Below are 17343 nucleotides of genomic sequence, written 5' to 3'. Positions count from 1 at the left end.
ATAAGCATGAAAAAAAGAACACTCGCCTTAGCCCTGCTATTAGGTACAAGTCTATCAGGATGCCAACATGCTGTGGTAGATAATCAAAGAGATTTTTATCGAATAACGAACAAGAAAAAAGTCAGTGTACAACTTTGGTCTGTTAAAGATGCTTTAAAACAAGACTTCAACGGCACCATAACCCAGCTAGCTCGCATGGGCTTTGATGGCGTGGAGTTTGCTGGAGAATTTGGCCCCTATAAAAATGATCCTCAAGGTCTGCGTAAATTTTTAGATAGTTTGAGCTTACAAGCCAGTGGTGCCCATATCGATTTTAAGCAATTCTCAGAAGACAAGTTCAGCGACTCAGTTAAATTCTATCAAACACTAGGCGTAAAGTATTTAATCGACCCATGGGAAAAACGCGCATGGGATCACGAGCAAGTAGCTGATGTAGTCAAAGACTTAAATGATCTTGCAGATAAACTAGCGCCGTACGATATGCAAATTGGCTATCACAATCATCAACATGAATTTGCCCAATATAACGGAGCTACATTCTGGGACTTCATAGCAGAAAATACCAGCCCTAATGTTGTATTGCAGCAAGATGTGGGTTGGACATCTTTTGCGGGACAAGATCCGGTTGCCTATGTTAAAAAGTATCCCAACCGCACAAAAACAACCCACTACAAGGTAGTTATTCCTGAGAAAAACCCTGATAACCTGTCACCGATCATAGGATTAAATAATGGCATAGACTGGCCAAATCTCACTAAAGCGTTATATGAACAAGGCAGCGTTGAATGGATTGTATTAGAGCAAGAGCACTATCCTGAAGGACTCAGTCCAATACAGTCAGTTGCCCTGTCAAAACAAAACTTAGATAAAATTCTTCAATAAAGTGTTAAGGGAAGTGGGCTGCCCATGTCCACTTCCCTTTGCATAAGTAAGTTACAACTTTTCCTAGCCTCTTTGTTTTCATTACGAAGCCTCAATAATTCAACACGTTCGTCTGAATTTAAAGCAGTACCTGATTGCTCAGCTTCAAATTTGGCTTTCCAATTGCACAGCAAATATCTGTAACCTCATACAAGGTGCTGCGGTCTTTGAAACACTATAAACCTTGTTTAAAGCCTTGTTTAGTGACCAATGCGACAGCTTCTCGTATAGACTCAGCAGGATAACTTCAGTTTGCTCTTTTTGTCATTTTTCACATCAATATTTGGATTGTACTCCATTATCAATGATGTCCTGCACAATTGGAGCAGTTCAATAGTTTAAGACCTTAGTAATCAACGTGTATGGCCACCCCTGATACGTGCCTCCAAACATCGCTACTACCTATCAGTACTACTTACTAAACAGGGTTCAACGTAGCGCCATACTTTACCATTGCCAGAATTGAGATCTGGGCGACTTCCTTTGGTCCACCATTGAGCCCGATAGACTAAGTTGTTATACGCGGCTTTATCTGGATAGCGATATATCTGTTCGGGCTTCCAAGCGGCTACATGACAGCTGTCGCTGACAACCTGAATCGTTTGCAATGTATGATCGAGTGTATTTTTGCTATCCATCGCAGTCAAACGAACTTGATAACTCCCGGGTTGTTGGTAGATATGTGTTGGACTTGCGAGTGTTGACGACTGGCCATCACCAAAATCCCAGTAATAACTGGCAATACCGTTATCGTCTGTTGAGTGATCAGTAAAACTGACTTGCAACTGCGTTTTGTTATACGTAAACAATGCGGTGGGCCCCGCGTCATGATCTTGACTTGGGCAGTAACTATCGTTCTTTACACCTGAATCATAAACACCAACCGATTCCATCGCCAGTACAACATCGTTTACACAGTAGTTGAGATCCAAAGCTGCTTGGTAAAGCCCTTGCCCTGCCGACTCAAACGTGGCGTCACTGGTCCAATAGAGCTGATTGGCCAACGTAAACAGCTTAAACGCCTTTTTAATGCTCCAACCGGTCGTTGTGGCAAGTTCATAAAATGCTTTGTTAAAAATCCCTGAGCTACGATGTACGCCTGTGCCTTCAACATATTGACTGGTATGACTCATTTTGGGGTTATCCATTGACCTGACGGTTCCAGGCTCTTTCAACAGTTTGTCACCAATTTGCCAGTTAAATTGTTGGTGTACAAATTGATTCAGCGCAGCCGCGGTAATGTCTGAGTAGGCTTCATTGAGCCCACCTGATTGACCGCTATAAACCAATTGCGAATGTTGCTCCGTAAAGCCGTGCGCAATTTCATGGGATGTCACACTCAATGTAGCGGATGGATAAGTTTTTTGTGTGCCATCCCCTAAAGTTACAAACTCTCCATTCCAAAATGCGGCCGCTCTATCTTGCCCATAGTGCACACGCATTTTGATTTTTGTGGTGAGCGCCGACGTGTTAACCCACTCATTGAACATTTTATCGGTAAGCTGTGCAAAAGCATGGGCATCGTTTAAGGGCGAAAACGCACCATTTACTTCTCTGGTGGTATTCTCTGAACAAGCAAATTCGTGTAAATGCAGTTCGCCTGTGGTGTTACGCATATCATAGGTAGTCACATTGGCACTATCTAAATAGCAAGTACCTTGGCGCTCAATTGCATCGAACTTTGCAAGCCCATCTTCAGCCCCATAGTAGTAGAGTCCAGTTTTACCATTTCCCCCAGGGCCACTTGCTTTTATTGGTGTAGAGGCATGAGTTAACCCTTCCCATTGCTTCAGAATATGGCCACTGTGGGCATCAATAATGAAATAGGGACGAGTCGGTACTACAACGTCACTATAAAAAGAAACCAGCCAAACTAAATGTGCTTTGTTGCTATCGTCTAACCAGACATGCAGCTTTTGTGTGGTATTTTGAACAGCTGAGCGACTCAGCTGTGTATTTTCCAATGCCTTTCGAATAGCTACTTGTGCTGTAATTTTTGGTACTGTTGACGTAATATCGTCGCTAATGTGTGTTATTACATCACCATATAAACTATAAATATTATAGTTCTTGAGGCCCACAACAAAAGACTCTCCCAATAAGGGGAGCCCTTGATAGTATTGTTGTTTGCGCATTTTTGTAATGCCCGAAGGTAGCAAGACTTGGCGCAAGGTTTGTGCATCACGCAGTAGTGTGTGTACAGTAAGATCACTTGTCGTATAAACAGACTGACTATGCTTTAAAGCAGCATAAAATGCACTCGCGTCAACCCGTTCTGCAGCGCACACTGACGATGTACTGAAAGCGAACAAAACGAGTAAATATTGATGTTTATTGATTTTGTTTTTCATTAGCTTATCCCTAAAAATCAAACCACGTATAGCAATATACCTTACTGACGATGCCGATACATGGTTTGAACCGAACTTGATACATTTAAAGTCATGAGCAGGTAGACGATATTAAAAGTCATCATCTAGCCAGAGGTGATGCTTACAATGCGTTCTGAGTGGGGTCGTCACATAACCCATCAAACTTCCATACATGAGTAAACACATCTGGTGTGGCTCCGGCTCCCCAATGAATGGCCGTATATTTTTTATCTAAGTACTTCACCTTATCCCCAATGCGATAGTGTTTATTTTGCTGCCATTGAGCTCGGTCATCACATATTGGCGCAATGCCATCATCAGCATTTACTGCTTTAATTTTTAATGAGCGATGTCCTTCGCTATCCGTGACGACTAAGCGCACCATGTAGGTGCCTTCTTTGTCATAGGTATGAATTGGATTTTGCTGCACACTACTGGTGCCATCGCCAAATGCCCACTGGTGGCTAACAATGGCATCGTTATCGGTGGATGTATCAGTGAAAGACACTTCAAGTAAATTGCCGCGGTAGGTAAAATTGGCAACAGGCAAACCAACGGGTAGCTCACAGGCTTGTTGATCAAGATACTGCTTTGCGGCAAGCACCTGAATCACGCCAAAGCCATATTCATTATCGCGCCCAACAGGACCTTTATCTAAGGCGGTTACTTGCAGAGCTTGGCGAATTTGTTGGTTGGTACAATTTGGGAAATAGCCCCAAAGTAGTGCCGCTGCACCGGACACATGTGGAGTTGCCATTGATGTGCCGCTCATATTCCCATATTCACCATTTTTGGTTGTGGAGTTCACCTTTACGCCCGGCGCTGCAACTTCAACTTGATCGTTATAGGTAGAAAAACTCGCTTTCATTCCTTGCTCATCGACCGCAGCCACAGATACCACATCATCGTAAGAGGCTGGATAGTGATGGTTTAAAAAACCACTGTTACCAGCTGCGGCGATATGCAACACACCTTGTTGATAAGTGGTATTAAATGCCTCACGCTCCAATTCTGAAGGCTTATTGCCACCTAAACTCATATTGATGACGTTAGCACCAGCTGCGGCACACTGATAAACCGCTTCAGCGATTGTAGAGCCATAGGTCCAGCTCCCTTGTGAGTCGAATACTTTGACAATATGAAGTCCAAGCTCACCCGATGGATTAACACCAACAACGCCCAAATCGTTCCCCCCGATCGCCGCGATTGTGCCTGCCACGTGCGTGCCATGACCATGGCCGTCTTCAAACCAATTGCCTGAATCAAATTCACCATAACCATCATCACCGGTGATATTTGCATGCGGTAAATCAGGATGTCCTAGGGTATAACCCGTATCCATAATACAGACCTTGCGATTAGCCGCGCCCACATCGGGTAATTGGTTGGCCTGAATTAAGCTTATACCGTAAGGGATGGATTCTGATTGGAGGTAACGTTTTGGGTCGCCCTCAATAAATTTAACGCTGTGATTGGCCTTTAAAGCCTTGAGTTCAGACTGGGTTAAATAGGCAACCATTGCATCTTGTTGTATCAAGCGTTTTGTGAGTGTTAATCCAGCCTTTGACGCAAAACTCTCGATTACAGTTACTTTTGCTTCATTCATATCTTTATGAAGATATTGCGTTTTTCCTAATTCATTCAACATATACTCAGGATTGAGTTTGATAATAAATCGCTCCTTCATATTGTCTTGAGCGAGGGTTTTTGCATAAAGGGCGTTAGAACCAAATATTGAGATTGCGCACATTGCAATACTGATACTCTTTCTTTTTATATTTTCCATAAATCACTCTCTAAGTTATACGTGAATACAGGTTTGGCTAGCTTTAAGAAAAAAAGACATCGCTGTCATTCATATCAAAAGTAACCCACGACCAATTGAATAAGCCTACTTATGTATAGTTTGTCAAAAAAATGATCGCAAGCGTTAACTGGGCAGCGAAAAATATAACGAAAAGCTTATCAAGTTTAAAAAACAAACATGTTAACCTTTGATTTTAATATATTTAATATGATTTCCTATCTGCGCTTCAGTGCATCTCCCCTCCACTTAACGCCGAAATTATTGCATTAATGGCCGTATTACTCCTAGTTTAAATTTTAACTTTGTATTTACTATTGTTGCGATATTAGAAAAACAAATTTCAAATATCTGCCAAGATCGGGAGTATAAACACTGTTAATGGTAAACAGGAATTCACCTTCCCTATCTTGCACAAATGTCTAACGGACAAACACGTATGCCCAAAGACGTTAAGTAATTACCAACTTAATACTCGAACTTGGGGCGCTGAAACTAAGCGGTGATGAATTCACAAGCAATCAAATAGAAGGTGAATGAAATGACTCATTCTGTGCAATTTAAATCATTATTGAGATGTCTTGAACTACCGAACTTATGTAGTCAAACAACCAACAACATCAAATTGCTAAAAATAAAAAACAGCAGCTTAGAAAATAAAAGAGCCATTAAAAACTAATCAAATCGTTTTTTAATGAAAAGCTTAATTATCAACAAGGATACAACGAGATGAAACTAAAAACCCTAGTCGGTATCTGTACGTTTGGTGCCTGTATGGCACATTTAACGACATATGCAGGCACAAATTCCATCCTTCAGCCGGCGAGCCATATAAAGCTCACACACAACGAACAACTCCAGCAGGCGTTAGCACCCGATTGCGGCATTGAAGACAATGGTCAAGATTGGTCCGCACTACAGCGCGAATCTAAGCAATATCGTGTAGCAAAAACGCTCTCACGCCCTATGATGTCTAAATCCATGGAAAGTACGTCACTACCTGAAGAGTTACTCCAAAACAGTGTCGCAGTTCCAGGGCGTTATTATATTCCTGTGGTTTTTCATGTGTATGGTGATGAATACAACTGTGCGGATGAAACACAAAAATGTTTAACCGATGATAAAATTCAGGACGCGCTGACTAAACTAAATAATGATTTTCAAGGTTTATCCATCGACTCGCCCGAGATAACACCACAGTTTCAAGCAATTAGAGAGAACCTCAATATAGAGTTTGTGTTGGCAGGGAAAAACCCACAAGGCAACGACACTTCGGGGATCGTTCGCCACGCACGTGAGCAAAAAGGGTATGGTAATTATGATGACGAAACCTTAGCTCAAATACAGGCTGATGCGTGGGATAACTACAGTTACATGAATGTTTATCTAATGCATGATTTATATGATGATGGCAAGCTTAATAAATCAGGAGTCGCATGGTATCCAGAGCTGGCGATGACGGAGCAAGGCACGGCGCGTGTTGTATACAACGGCCATTATGTGGGCAACAACACCAGTGAAAACTTCCGCTCAGTACTCACTCATGAATTCGGTCACTGGTTAAATCTGATCCATACCTTTGAAACCAAGCAGTGTTCAATCACTAATGAAGCCTTTTGTGCTTCGACGGGTGACAGAAGCTGCGATACACCTCAAATGTCTATGCCTAGCGATATGCAAAATAATGCACCTAATTGCTTAGGGCAGCCCACCAACACTGAAAATTTTATGCATTACTCCGATAATTACGCCATGTTTACACAAGAACAAGTAAACAGGATGACCGCAGCACTGCATAACCCTGCTCGTAATACACTTTGGTCCAATGAAAATTTGATAGCAACAGGCCTGTCCCAATATGTGAGTAATAGTGCGCATCCTTGGGATGGCGTATCTGGGTTGAATGTTGAGCCAAGCGGAAAATTACTTGCCAGCCACGATATCCCTTTTGCGGATAAAGGGGCGATTGAGACCTTCGAAGTAAATTTACCTTTTGATGCTAAGAATATCTTGTTTTACCTTAATGGACATACAGAAGACCCTGATATGTATGTTTCAAAAGGGCAGGCTCCTACAGCACCAACTGGGGACTCGGACCAATGGGTTGCAGACATAGTGTCTTTTAATTCCGCAGGAGATCGAGAGCTTGCAACGGTCGATATTCCAGACGTGACTGTGCCTTATTTTGCCTCTGTACATGCCTTTACGTCATTTAGTAATTCAAAATTCAGCGTACTTCAAGGTGAAGACCCATACCTAAAGGAAGGGGAGCAACGCTACTCCGTATTGAGCATAGACAACTTATGGGCGAACAAAAACAACGGCTCTTGGAGTGAACGCCCAGGTAAAACGTATGATTTTCAATTTAGTGTACCTGAAGAGGCATCACGCGTCGTGGTTGTGGTGCCCGGTGGCTATCAAGGCCCAAAAATGGCAGATGGAACAATCAAAATAAACGGTGATCTCGACCTCTATGTCGCCAAAAATCGTGCTGTATCAAAAACCGATTTCGACTGTCGACCTTTCACTTGGAAAGGGATCTCAGAATACTGTGAGTTCCAAGGTGGAGGAGATTTTGACCTGTTCATTGAGCCATTTGAAACCTACAGCAATGCATCAATTCAGGTTTACTATGAAATTGCCAGCACACAAAACCAATTACCATTTGCTAATGTCAATGGCAAGACTCGCTATGAGGCTGTGGGTCACGCGCTTGAATTTAATAGTGCTGGTTCAAATGATCCGGATGGAAAAATCGAATCTTATTTATGGGATTTTGGAGACGGTACACAAAGCACGGATGCACAAACAACACATACCTACTCACACACCGGTACTTACAATGTTAGTCTCACTGTAACAGATAATTCGGGTAATACCGCGACGGCACATACCAGTGCTGTGATCACTGAGCTCTCACCAAATGATGCGCCATTATGCAGCGACTGTGAGCGTGTTTATTTAGCTGATGAATTAGATCTCGCTACCCACGCGAATGGGCACGTTTATCGCTATGAGTTTGCTGTGCCTGATGCTGCGTCGTTAGTCACATTTGAACTTGTTGAATATTATAATGGCGACCCAGACATTCATGTGAGTCGTAATCAAGCTGTGTCGAAATCTCAATATGACTGTCGTCCTTGGGAAGCTCCGAATCAAACTGAATTGTGTCAGTTTGAACAAGGTGGCATTTACCAAGTTATGATTGACCCATTTAAAGATTACGAGTCACTGCGTTTTAGAGCTTATTATGATATTCATCGTGATGCTGATCACTCAGCGCCAAACCGTTTACCCAATGCTGATGCGGGTGGCAATCAAACGGTGAGAGCGGGCATTGCGGTGCAACTAGACGGTACTCGATCTAGCGATCAAGACGGAACGCTTGTTGAATATAAATGGGATTTAAATCACGGTTTAACATACTCAGGTGCTGTGGTTACACACCATTTTGAGCGTGCTGGTAGCTACCCAGTTACACTAACGGTCACTGATAATAAAAATGCCAGCGCCAGTGTACAGGTTATCTATCAGGTATTGCCGATCGGCGATTACGATCAAGATGGCAATGTAGACACTGATGATATCAATGCCATAAGCGCAGCTATCGCGGCGAATCTGCCTATCGACAGCAGCTTTGATATTAACGGCGATGGTGTTGTTGATAACGCAGACGTAGCAGCACTTGAAGCCTTATGTAGCTTCGCACAATGCTCCAACATTCCACCAGCACCTCAGCCACCAGTTGCTCACGCCCATGCTTCAACGTCGAAGCTACAAATTGGCCAACAAGTCGCTTTCAGCAGCGCGGGTTCTGACGACCAGTATGGGCTGATCACCGCCTATCAATGGGATTTTGATGACGGTACGCAAAGCAATTTTGCCAATCCAACACACAGTTACGAGCAAGCAGGCATCTATCAAGTCACCTTAACCGTGACAGACAATGACAACATGACGGCTAATACCACCATCACAGTGAATGTTGATCACCCGCCATTAACAGACGCCTGTGCCGACTTCGATGGTGTTTATACGAGAGCGCTCGCGCCAACTGAACCACGCTGCATTAATGGCACGCGCGGCCACTCCTTCGCAGGCATGGACCGAGGTCCAAAAAACGTAGCCATCACACTTATCAATGCCCCCTCTGATGCCAAAGTTTATTTCGGTGATGGTCACTGGCCAAAAACTGATGGTTCCGATCATGAGGCCGTGTCCTTCACTCAAGGTAACCAACAATGTCTGCTCTATGAAATTAACGAACAGTCTCGTTACTGGGGCTACTTACAAATTTCAGGGGATGCGACTGGTGCCACGATAGTTGTAGATTACGACGTCGCCGGCTGTCGCCCACTGTAACTTTTAAATATCGGGCACAATTGAGTATTAAAAGTGCCCGATATTCACTCTCACCAACTCAGGAAAACAACATGTATAAAACAATTAAGATCACACCTTTGGTGGTAGCATTAAGCTGCACATGGGCTTGGGCACAAGATGATAGAGATATAGGAACCCTTGACCATGCTACTGACATTGCACATATCAGTGCTGACGCAGAGTACACACCCGATGCGATGTTCAACGATAAGTCACCTAGCGATAAACCAACGATAAACTTGGCTCAGCCTAAACTGAGCGAGCCGCAATTGATGATAATGAGCGGCCAAGCTGCAACAACGCAAACCTGCCCTACGGAGGCGTTTAGCCACCTCAGTGGTTCGGTATTTTTAGATGCGATTAAAAATTATGGCCACGAATGTATTGATACTTTATTTAACGATAAACCCGAAACGCTAACACTAGGCGGATATACAGACGCTAACTTTAATACCGTTATAACCGAGTTAAAAAGCCAACTGCGCAGCTATGATGGACAAACAAACGCCGCATATCTGAGCAGTTTATTCTACTGGTTAAAAGCATATGCGTATTACGATAATCGACGCTTTGTAAATCCAACAACAAAACAAGCCATGACACAAGCGGTCAATGCCCTCTATGCGAACAGCCATTTTTTCGATAAAACCGCCACCCATGCGCAAGTGGTCAGAAGCGCAACGGGTATTATTAAAAATGCGCAAATCGGCCAGTTTTTAGTCCCCATTGCACTGGGCGTACTTGCTCGTTTCGATGAGTCTTACGAGCATATCAATGACTGGGCCCGTTCAGTTACCCCGTTGTTTTGGCAAGTTTTGAATGACTGTGCCAGAGACGAAACCTGTCGCGCTCAGCAACATAACATGGCTTTAATTGATGCTATTACAGGGTTTATTTACAACAATCTGAATTGGTTGCGTAAATCAGCCAATGACTATCATTTGTTTAATTTGGGCTACCAGCTAGTTAACCTTTACAAAGGTAAAAACGACTCTCATTTTGCTGCTATTGAGGGGAGACTGAGCGCAGAGATCTCAAAAGTACTCACGACCTACGGGCCATTGAAAACCGATAAAGAACGTACCCTGTATTTAGCGGTTTTAGAATCGATTAACTACAACCGCCAATGCGACGCTTACTCTGTGTGTAACAAAAGAGCAGAAATTATCGAGCAAGTGCTAAACAATCGCGTGGAATGTCCATCAGGCAATTTGTTTATTTGGGCTCAAGACATGGATGATGCACAATTAGCATGGACCTGTAATTCCTTAAAAACCCACGACGAGCACTTTCACCAATTGCTGCGTACTAACCATATTCCAGTCACACCTGATGACAATGATTCTTTGAAAATGGTGATCTTCAATGATAAAAAAGAATGGGTGACCTATGGTGGCGTGCTGTTTAATGTCAGCACCAGTAACGGCGGTACCTACCGAGAAGGGGATCCTGCTAAAGCCGGTGATCAAGCCACATTTTATGCCTATGAACATGTGTCTGAGCGACCTATTTTTGATATCTGGAACTTACGCCATGAATATGTTCATTATCTAGAAGGACGATACATCTCCAAAGGTGATTTTCGTGATAGTAATGATGCGGGTCGCACGGTCTGGTTTGGCGAAGGCATTGCTGAATATAGTTCTCTAAAAACATGTAACGCCAATGCAATAGAAGAAGCCAGAAAAGGCACTTATTCGCTCAGCACCATTTTTAGCAATGAATATGGCGTTGGCCAAACACGTATTTATGATTGGGGCTACCTTGCAACAAGGTATATGTACGAACAACAAAACGAGGCGTTTTTTAACATGTTAGCGCTATTTAAAGCCGGCGAATATCAACGCTATCGCACTGAGCTTGTTGATAAATGGGTATCGCAAAAGTTATTTGATACTTCGTTTGCCAGTTGGTTACAACAAGTTGATTATAGCGGATGCAGCACCGATACAACCCGCCCCCCCTCACCCATTGAACCCGTTAATGTCGATGATATACAAGGCAGTGATAATGTTGGGGTAGATGCCTGTGCAGTGCAACCACCAACAACAGACACTCGCAGCCAAGCAGGTCATGCATTGTGTGTCGCACCCGATCCCACCCGCAGAGTCAAAGAGTACCCCTTGTATGTGCCTGATGGGTTAAAAAATGTATCGTTACAGATCACGTTACGCCATGGCAGCGGCAATGCAGAGCTTTACTATGAATATGGTCGCCCAGATAACGGCTGGCAGTATACGCATGAATCAAAGGGACCTAACAACAGCGAAACCATTACCGTCGATAACATTCAAAAAGGCTGGCATTACATTGCCGTAGATTCAGACAACGGTTTTCAAAATACCACCTTACTGGCTCGCTATATTCAGCAACCCATTGTCGGTGATAACGAATTACAAAATGGTGTTTCTGTCCCTGTGAATGTCGCCGATCATGGTCAACTGATGTACACCATGACCGTGCCCGCAGATGCGAAAGACATTACCTTCAGTACCACTGGTGGAACTGGTGAACTGGACATGCATGTGAAATTTGGCAGTGAGCCGAGCAAAAAAGACTATCATTGCCGCCCTTGGATAGTCGGAAACCGAGAAACGTGTCACTTTGCTTCCACAGCTGGTGGGGTCTATTACATAATGCTCAGTGCAGTTCCTATGTTTAGCGGCGCAACGTTGACAGGGTCTTATACTCACTAACTTGAAAACTTCACGCTAGGACCTGTTGATCTTTCGAATTTGTTATTTCAGCAGGTTGATAGGTATTTATGCAAGGCAAAGCCAGTTTACATAGTTACCCCACCTCCATGTGGGGAAATACGCTAGAAGTACAAATCAAGCTCTAGTGTATTAGAGCAAACCTAGAATGGAGTGGGTTATACCTACCCTCTTCCTAAGCTAAACCAAAAAGCCACTAATTTAAAATATTACTGATAAGTAATAAAACGAGTTTATTCTCACATAATCGCTTTTGTGGTGTAGAAAAGTTGGTTGAGGTTTCATTTTTTACATTCAAATTGCAGTGTTTTCGTTCTGTGACTTAAAAAAGTTGCAATTTTAGGGTAGCAAAATCGTTTCGATTGCCAAGTAATTCAAACTGGTTTCAGAATGGACTAAGCACAATCATCACAATTAAATTAACTCAGCAAAAATACGCTCAAAGCTTTACATTATTTAATCTTAAAATTTTTAACCGCGTTTTGACTAGGTCGCTTTGGGGTGTGACAAGGCGTGATGCTTTAACTGAAGTGAGCGATAAGCGCACGGCAAACGAATGCTTGCCGTGTTTTAGAAGAAATTAATTAGACTGCTGTTGGTTAAGCTTTTCTTTTGCCTGCTCGACTTTAGAAAAATCTAAGCCTAGTTCATCAACCGCTTCTTTGATAAGCGCAGGGTTTTGCATTACCAGTCCCATTAACTGCTGCAGTTTTTCTTGTGGGATCCCTAGCTGTGCTATCACACCCATTGCCATCATCGGATTTTCAGTTAACGTTTGAAATAGCGCCTGTACTTGCTCGTCGCTAATATTGTGCTCTTTTAAAATCGCTAAAATAGGGTTCATTACTTTACCTTCGATACTTTGATAATACGCCCTTACTTTACGCTTAAAATAAGGACCAATGATAGTGTTATGTGGTGGCTAAGATGAGAATTTTCAAGCACTCTACTTTAGGCACACTAATTCAACGGCCAATCCTGAAGAAACAAAAGTCAAACCAGCTCATGTATTGAGCCCTGCCACAACTTTGGCTTTGTTATCAACCAAGCAGTAAAACGTGAAGCAAAGACTCCCACCAGCGCAAAACCTAAAGCAGTGTGTCAAATGTAATCATCGCTATCCCTTATTTTTATAATCCGCTGTACCTAGACTAAATTAGCAACAAACGAGTTCAAAATTAACGCATGTTAACCTATTGATTATGTCGCTGAGCAGGGAAACGCTCCTAGCCTATGTTGCAAATTATTGCGTACAGCGGGCCATTCACTGGCTATGATTGAATACACCGCCGTATCTCTAAGTGAACCATCAGGCATGATCTGGTGGGCTCGTAGTACACCATCTAACTTGGCACCTAATCGCTCAATAGCTTGACGAGAAGTCTGATTAAAGAGGTGAGTTTTAAACTCCACCGCAATAGCACTGTATGTGTCAAATATATTTTGTAATAGCAACAGCTTAGCCTCGGTGTTAATGGCTGTTCGACGTACACTATTGGCGTACCAAGTATAACCAATCGCGGCTCTTTTGTTTTTAGCATCGACCTGATAATAGCGCGTCGTGCCCGCTACTTTTCCTGTTTCATTGTTGATCACAGCGTAAGCTATATCGCCGAGTTGCACCGCCTCTAACGCTCGATCTACATACCCTTTCATTTGTTCAGGTTTTGGCACGCTGGCATACCATAATCGCCATGATTCACCGTCTTTTACAGCATTTTGTAAGCCTTGTGTATGACTTAAATTTAGAGGCTGCAAAGTGACATGACGCCCAAACAACGGCTCATTTCTTATCCACATTGTTGTTATTTCCTTTACGATCTTTTTTTCGATGATACACTGCATTCAAAGCCTTAACCGTAAGCAGTCTAACCAGTCGATTAAATTGGCATAGGTAGATACGCTATTGACTTCAGGAGTGAATATGCTGCTAAATTTTGCTGTTTTAATTGCCCTTTTGCAAGGTATGCCGCTAGATCTCACTGAACTCAAAGCACAGTTTATGGCTGAGCCACAAGAGCTTGCGCAGCGCTATTATGATCACCCAAAACTGCCAGCTAACACCGGCTCAGCACAATTTTATCAATTAACATTACGAGCTGCGATCGTCAGTAACCAACCACAGCTGGCCAATGATATTGCCCAAAAGCTAACGCAGCCAATCTGGCAGCCCTATATAGAAAACCATCATGCAAAACTCGTCAGTAATATGGGTGTATTGTTAAGAATTAACGGCCGTTACGAAGATGCAATGAAAGCTTATCAATGCGCTTTGGCTTTGAATAATGGCGATAAGAACTTTAGCTTTCATACTTTGCTCAATCTACAATCAGCCATGTTGCACGCTAAACAATACGACAAAGCAAAAGACATGTTAGATAAAGCGGCTAAATTAGCTACTAATGAGCAACAGCATTTACGGGTCAAAATCAATGTAGCAAATCATTTTCTTGATACCAATAATTTGTATAAAGCCAGAGCGTTATTCAAAGAGCTATATAGAGACTTAAGCCTAGCTGGTGAAACAGAAACCGCAGCACGTGTCGGCTTAAACTTGCTAAATACAGAGATTTTGTTATCTGATTACTCACAATTTTGGCGCTACCAAAATTCGGTTAGACAATCTATTTTCTCAATTGCAGGTAGCAATCATCATTACTACTATCACTTTGTGATAATGCGCTCATTTGTTAACGCTATGCAAGCACCTAACAATATTCAGCATACACGTTTTGCATACGCCATTGAGCACGGTCGTTTTTTGTTTGAATATGGTCAACAGGCGTCTATTGGGCGGTACGTTAATATGCTTAATGTGCCTTGGATCTCAGCTCAGTTCACTAAACAGGTAGCTGATTATCAAAAAGTTAGGCCCAAAAAGTTCGTACCAATGGCCTTACTAGAGCAGCATTGTAATGTAAAAACAGTAGCCCAACATCATTCTGGGCTACTTTAAAAAGCCAGCTAACTCATCTAAAAGCCAGCATAGGACGCTGTATTCTTGCCAAACTCAAACACATTTACTTTACCGCATTGTGCAAAGTGATTTTTACTCGCATAGGGGGCGTCTGGCTGGCGTATATCACCTTCCCAACCTTGGCCATTCTTAACATAAGCTTTTAATTCAAACCAGCCATTGATAGTGTTAGTACAATCCATTTGCACGTCTAACATCCAATAGTGATGACCATATTGGTTTAATGGCGTTTCGCCATAACCATCATTTTCAACAGTACGTTTGGTGCCCCATTCACTCGGCCAAGCGTTTGTTGTCCAATCTAATGGACTACCCTGTGCGGTTATATCTTGGGTAGATTCATTAGCAGACCAATCTAGGTAATGATCTCCTGTTTTCCAGTCTAAGGTTGTATTGTTTTTCAGGTTGTTATGGCTAATTTTCAAAGTACAAAGCGCAGGAGTTTGTGTGCAATCTTTGCCAATACTCAATGCATAGTCATGATCAATACCACCACGGATAAACATATCTTGACCTGAAAGCGTCTGCGCTTTAACAAATACAACGGTACGCTTCATCGCAGTGTGTGTGTCTTCCAATATCTTAGCATTGTGATGAATCGCAAGCGCATCCATTTGTGATAGTGAAATAGACGCAAAACCTTGTGCGCTAACAGAAACTTGACGGCCAGAGCAACTGGATTTATCGGCGCTTATACTTCCAGACAACACATCACAATATATCCCAGGAGCTAACCCTGTTTGTAAAGTTTGAGACAGTGTACCTGACTCTCGGTTAATAACCACAAAGCCTTCATTGCCTCTTGAAAATGCAATTTGGTTATTACCGTTATCCCACCAATTACTCACTTGCCAGTGCCCTGTGGTGTTATTGCGAAAATCAACAGCGCCCGAGATCATACTGTGACGATGCTCACACTGCCATTGATCTGCAAAGCAGTTTAATTGACCATTGTCATGCACGGGAACATTCGGCGCGCCTGCATCGCTGTCATGGTTAAACTCGTAGCTCGACATGACTTTTGGATAACCATAGGGGTAGGCCAACATAAATACATTGGCTAAGTCATAAAGTTTACCATCGGCAAATGTCACCACATTACCTGCACCACCGTGACCGCGTTGGTTATCATGGTTATCCACAAACACCACCGCTTTGTAACTGGGCATCATTCCCCACGCTTCGCCAAAACTGCTAAGCCAAGCGAGCTTGCCGCTTTTAAAAGTTTCACCTAACTTGGTGGTGTATTTAAACTCAGTAACAAGGCCATTGCCAAAGTACTCGCTCGCGCTCACCGCTTCGCTGCCTTGATCAATTACTTCTTGAAACACCAAAGGCGTACCATTTACTTGCGACAAAACCGTTGCTATATCTGACGCTGGCATATGCTTAGAAGCATCGAGTCTAAACCCTGCAACACCTGCGCTAACCAGTGAATTTAAATAGCCACTTAATTGCGATTGTACATAAGCAGAGTCGGTGTCTAAATCTGCAAGTCCAACAAGTTCGCAGTTTTGTACTCGCCAAGCATTATTGCCATAATCTTCGCCATTGATAGCACAGCTTTCATGAAAATCATTTGGACTGTACATAGGGAACTGCTTAATACCATAGCTGCTGCCCGCAACCCCTTGGCCACTGCCAGCCGCCATGTGATTAATCACCGCATCAACATAGATATCAACGCCCGCTTGCTTACAACGCTGCACCATGTCTTTAAACTGCGCTTCGCTACCACCGCGGCTATGTAGTTGATAACTCACAGGTTGATATCGTGTCCACCAAGGCTCACCTATAATGTGCTCATTTGGTGGTGACACTTGTACCGCTGCATAGCCTTTTGGCCCCAAAAAGGTTTCACATTCTTGGGCTACATCGGGCCAAGACCATTCGAATAAGTGTACAAAGGTAGTAGGTTGAGCATGCACGCCCTGTGATAAACACAGCAATGTTGCCCCGCTCAATGTAGATAATTTAGATATTTTATTTAGTGTTGTCATAATGTGCTCTTGTTATTGATTTTATTTACAAACCGATAACAATGTAGAGCACACAGACTAATTTATCCCGCTGAATACGTATGCAGTCAATGAATGCTTGCCACATCACTCGAGTCAAAAACGTACAACTCTTTGTTGATAAAGAGTAAATAACAGTAAGTTTATCTTTATT

9 protein-coding genes are annotated in these 17343 nt (G+C 42.9%); 4 read left to right on the top strand and 5 right to left on the bottom strand.

What is annotated here, in order from left to right; translation table 11 throughout:
* Positions 1 to 6: 6 nt before the first annotated feature.
* Positions 7 to 882, top strand: coding sequence for a sugar phosphate isomerase/epimerase family protein (locus HG263_RS16980; protein WP_171627286.1), 876 nt, complete (start codon positions 7 to 9; stop codon positions 880 to 882).
* 437 nt (positions 883 to 1319) lie between these two features.
* Here the strand turns inward: HG263_RS16980 and HG263_RS16975 are convergent, their stop codons facing one another.
* Positions 1320 to 3272: a M4 family metallopeptidase gene (locus HG263_RS16975; RefSeq protein WP_171627285.1), complete on the bottom strand. Its 1953-nt coding sequence runs from the start codon at positions 3270 to 3272 to the stop codon at positions 1320 to 1322.
* A 142-nt stretch (positions 3273 to 3414) separates the two neighbouring features.
* Entirely contained in the window at positions 3415 to 5079 is a 1665-nt protein-coding gene (locus HG263_RS16970; RefSeq protein ID WP_171627284.1) for a S8 family serine peptidase, read from the bottom strand.
* A 747-nt stretch (positions 5080 to 5826) separates the two neighbouring features.
* Here HG263_RS16970 and HG263_RS16965 point away from each other — a divergent pair.
* Together HG263_RS16965 and HG263_RS16960 are read left to right on the top strand one after the other, a co-directional pair.
* Positions 5827 to 9459 carry a PKD domain-containing protein gene (locus tag HG263_RS16965; protein ID WP_171627283.1) on the top strand — a complete coding sequence of 1211 codons (3633 nt, stop codon included), beginning with the start codon at positions 5827 to 5829 and terminating at the stop codon, positions 9457 to 9459.
* Between the two features lie 71 nt (positions 9460 to 9530).
* Positions 9531 to 12176, top strand: a complete 2646-nt coding sequence (locus tag HG263_RS16960; RefSeq protein WP_171627282.1) for a M9 family metallopeptidase — start codon at positions 9531 to 9533, stop codon at positions 12174 to 12176.
* Positions 12177 to 12774: 598 nt separating this feature from the next.
* On the opposite strand, the gene HG263_RS16955 is transcribed toward HG263_RS16960, so the two are convergent.
* Entirely contained in the window at positions 12775 to 13038 is a 264-nt protein-coding gene (locus HG263_RS16955) for a DUF2999 family protein (RefSeq protein WP_171627281.1), read from the bottom strand.
* Positions 13039 to 13394: 356 nt separating this feature from the next.
* On the bottom strand, positions 13395 to 13994 hold the full coding sequence (locus HG263_RS16950) for a GNAT family N-acetyltransferase (RefSeq protein WP_171627280.1): 600 nt from the start codon (positions 13992 to 13994) through the stop codon (positions 13395 to 13397).
* 124 nt (positions 13995 to 14118) lie between these two features.
* Between HG263_RS16950 and HG263_RS16945 the strand changes: the two genes are divergently transcribed.
* Positions 14119 to 15150, top strand: a complete 1032-nt coding sequence (locus HG263_RS16945) for a tetratricopeptide repeat protein (RefSeq protein WP_171627279.1) — start codon at positions 14119 to 14121, stop codon at positions 15148 to 15150.
* Positions 15151 to 15167: 17 nt separating this feature from the next.
* On the opposite strand, the gene HG263_RS16940 is transcribed toward HG263_RS16945, so the two are convergent.
* Positions 15168 to 17171 (bottom strand): alpha-amylase, encoded by a 2004-nt coding sequence (locus HG263_RS16940; protein WP_171627278.1) that lies wholly within the window; start codon positions 17169 to 17171, stop codon positions 15168 to 15170.
* Between the last annotated feature and the right edge of the window lie 172 nt (positions 17172 to 17343).

Origin of the sequence: Pseudoalteromonas caenipelagi (assembly GCF_013140855.1) — a bacterium.
Lineage (GTDB): Bacteria > Pseudomonadota > Gammaproteobacteria > Enterobacterales > Alteromonadaceae > Pseudoalteromonas > Pseudoalteromonas caenipelagi.
This window is presented reverse-complemented; position numbering and strand designations above follow the sequence as displayed.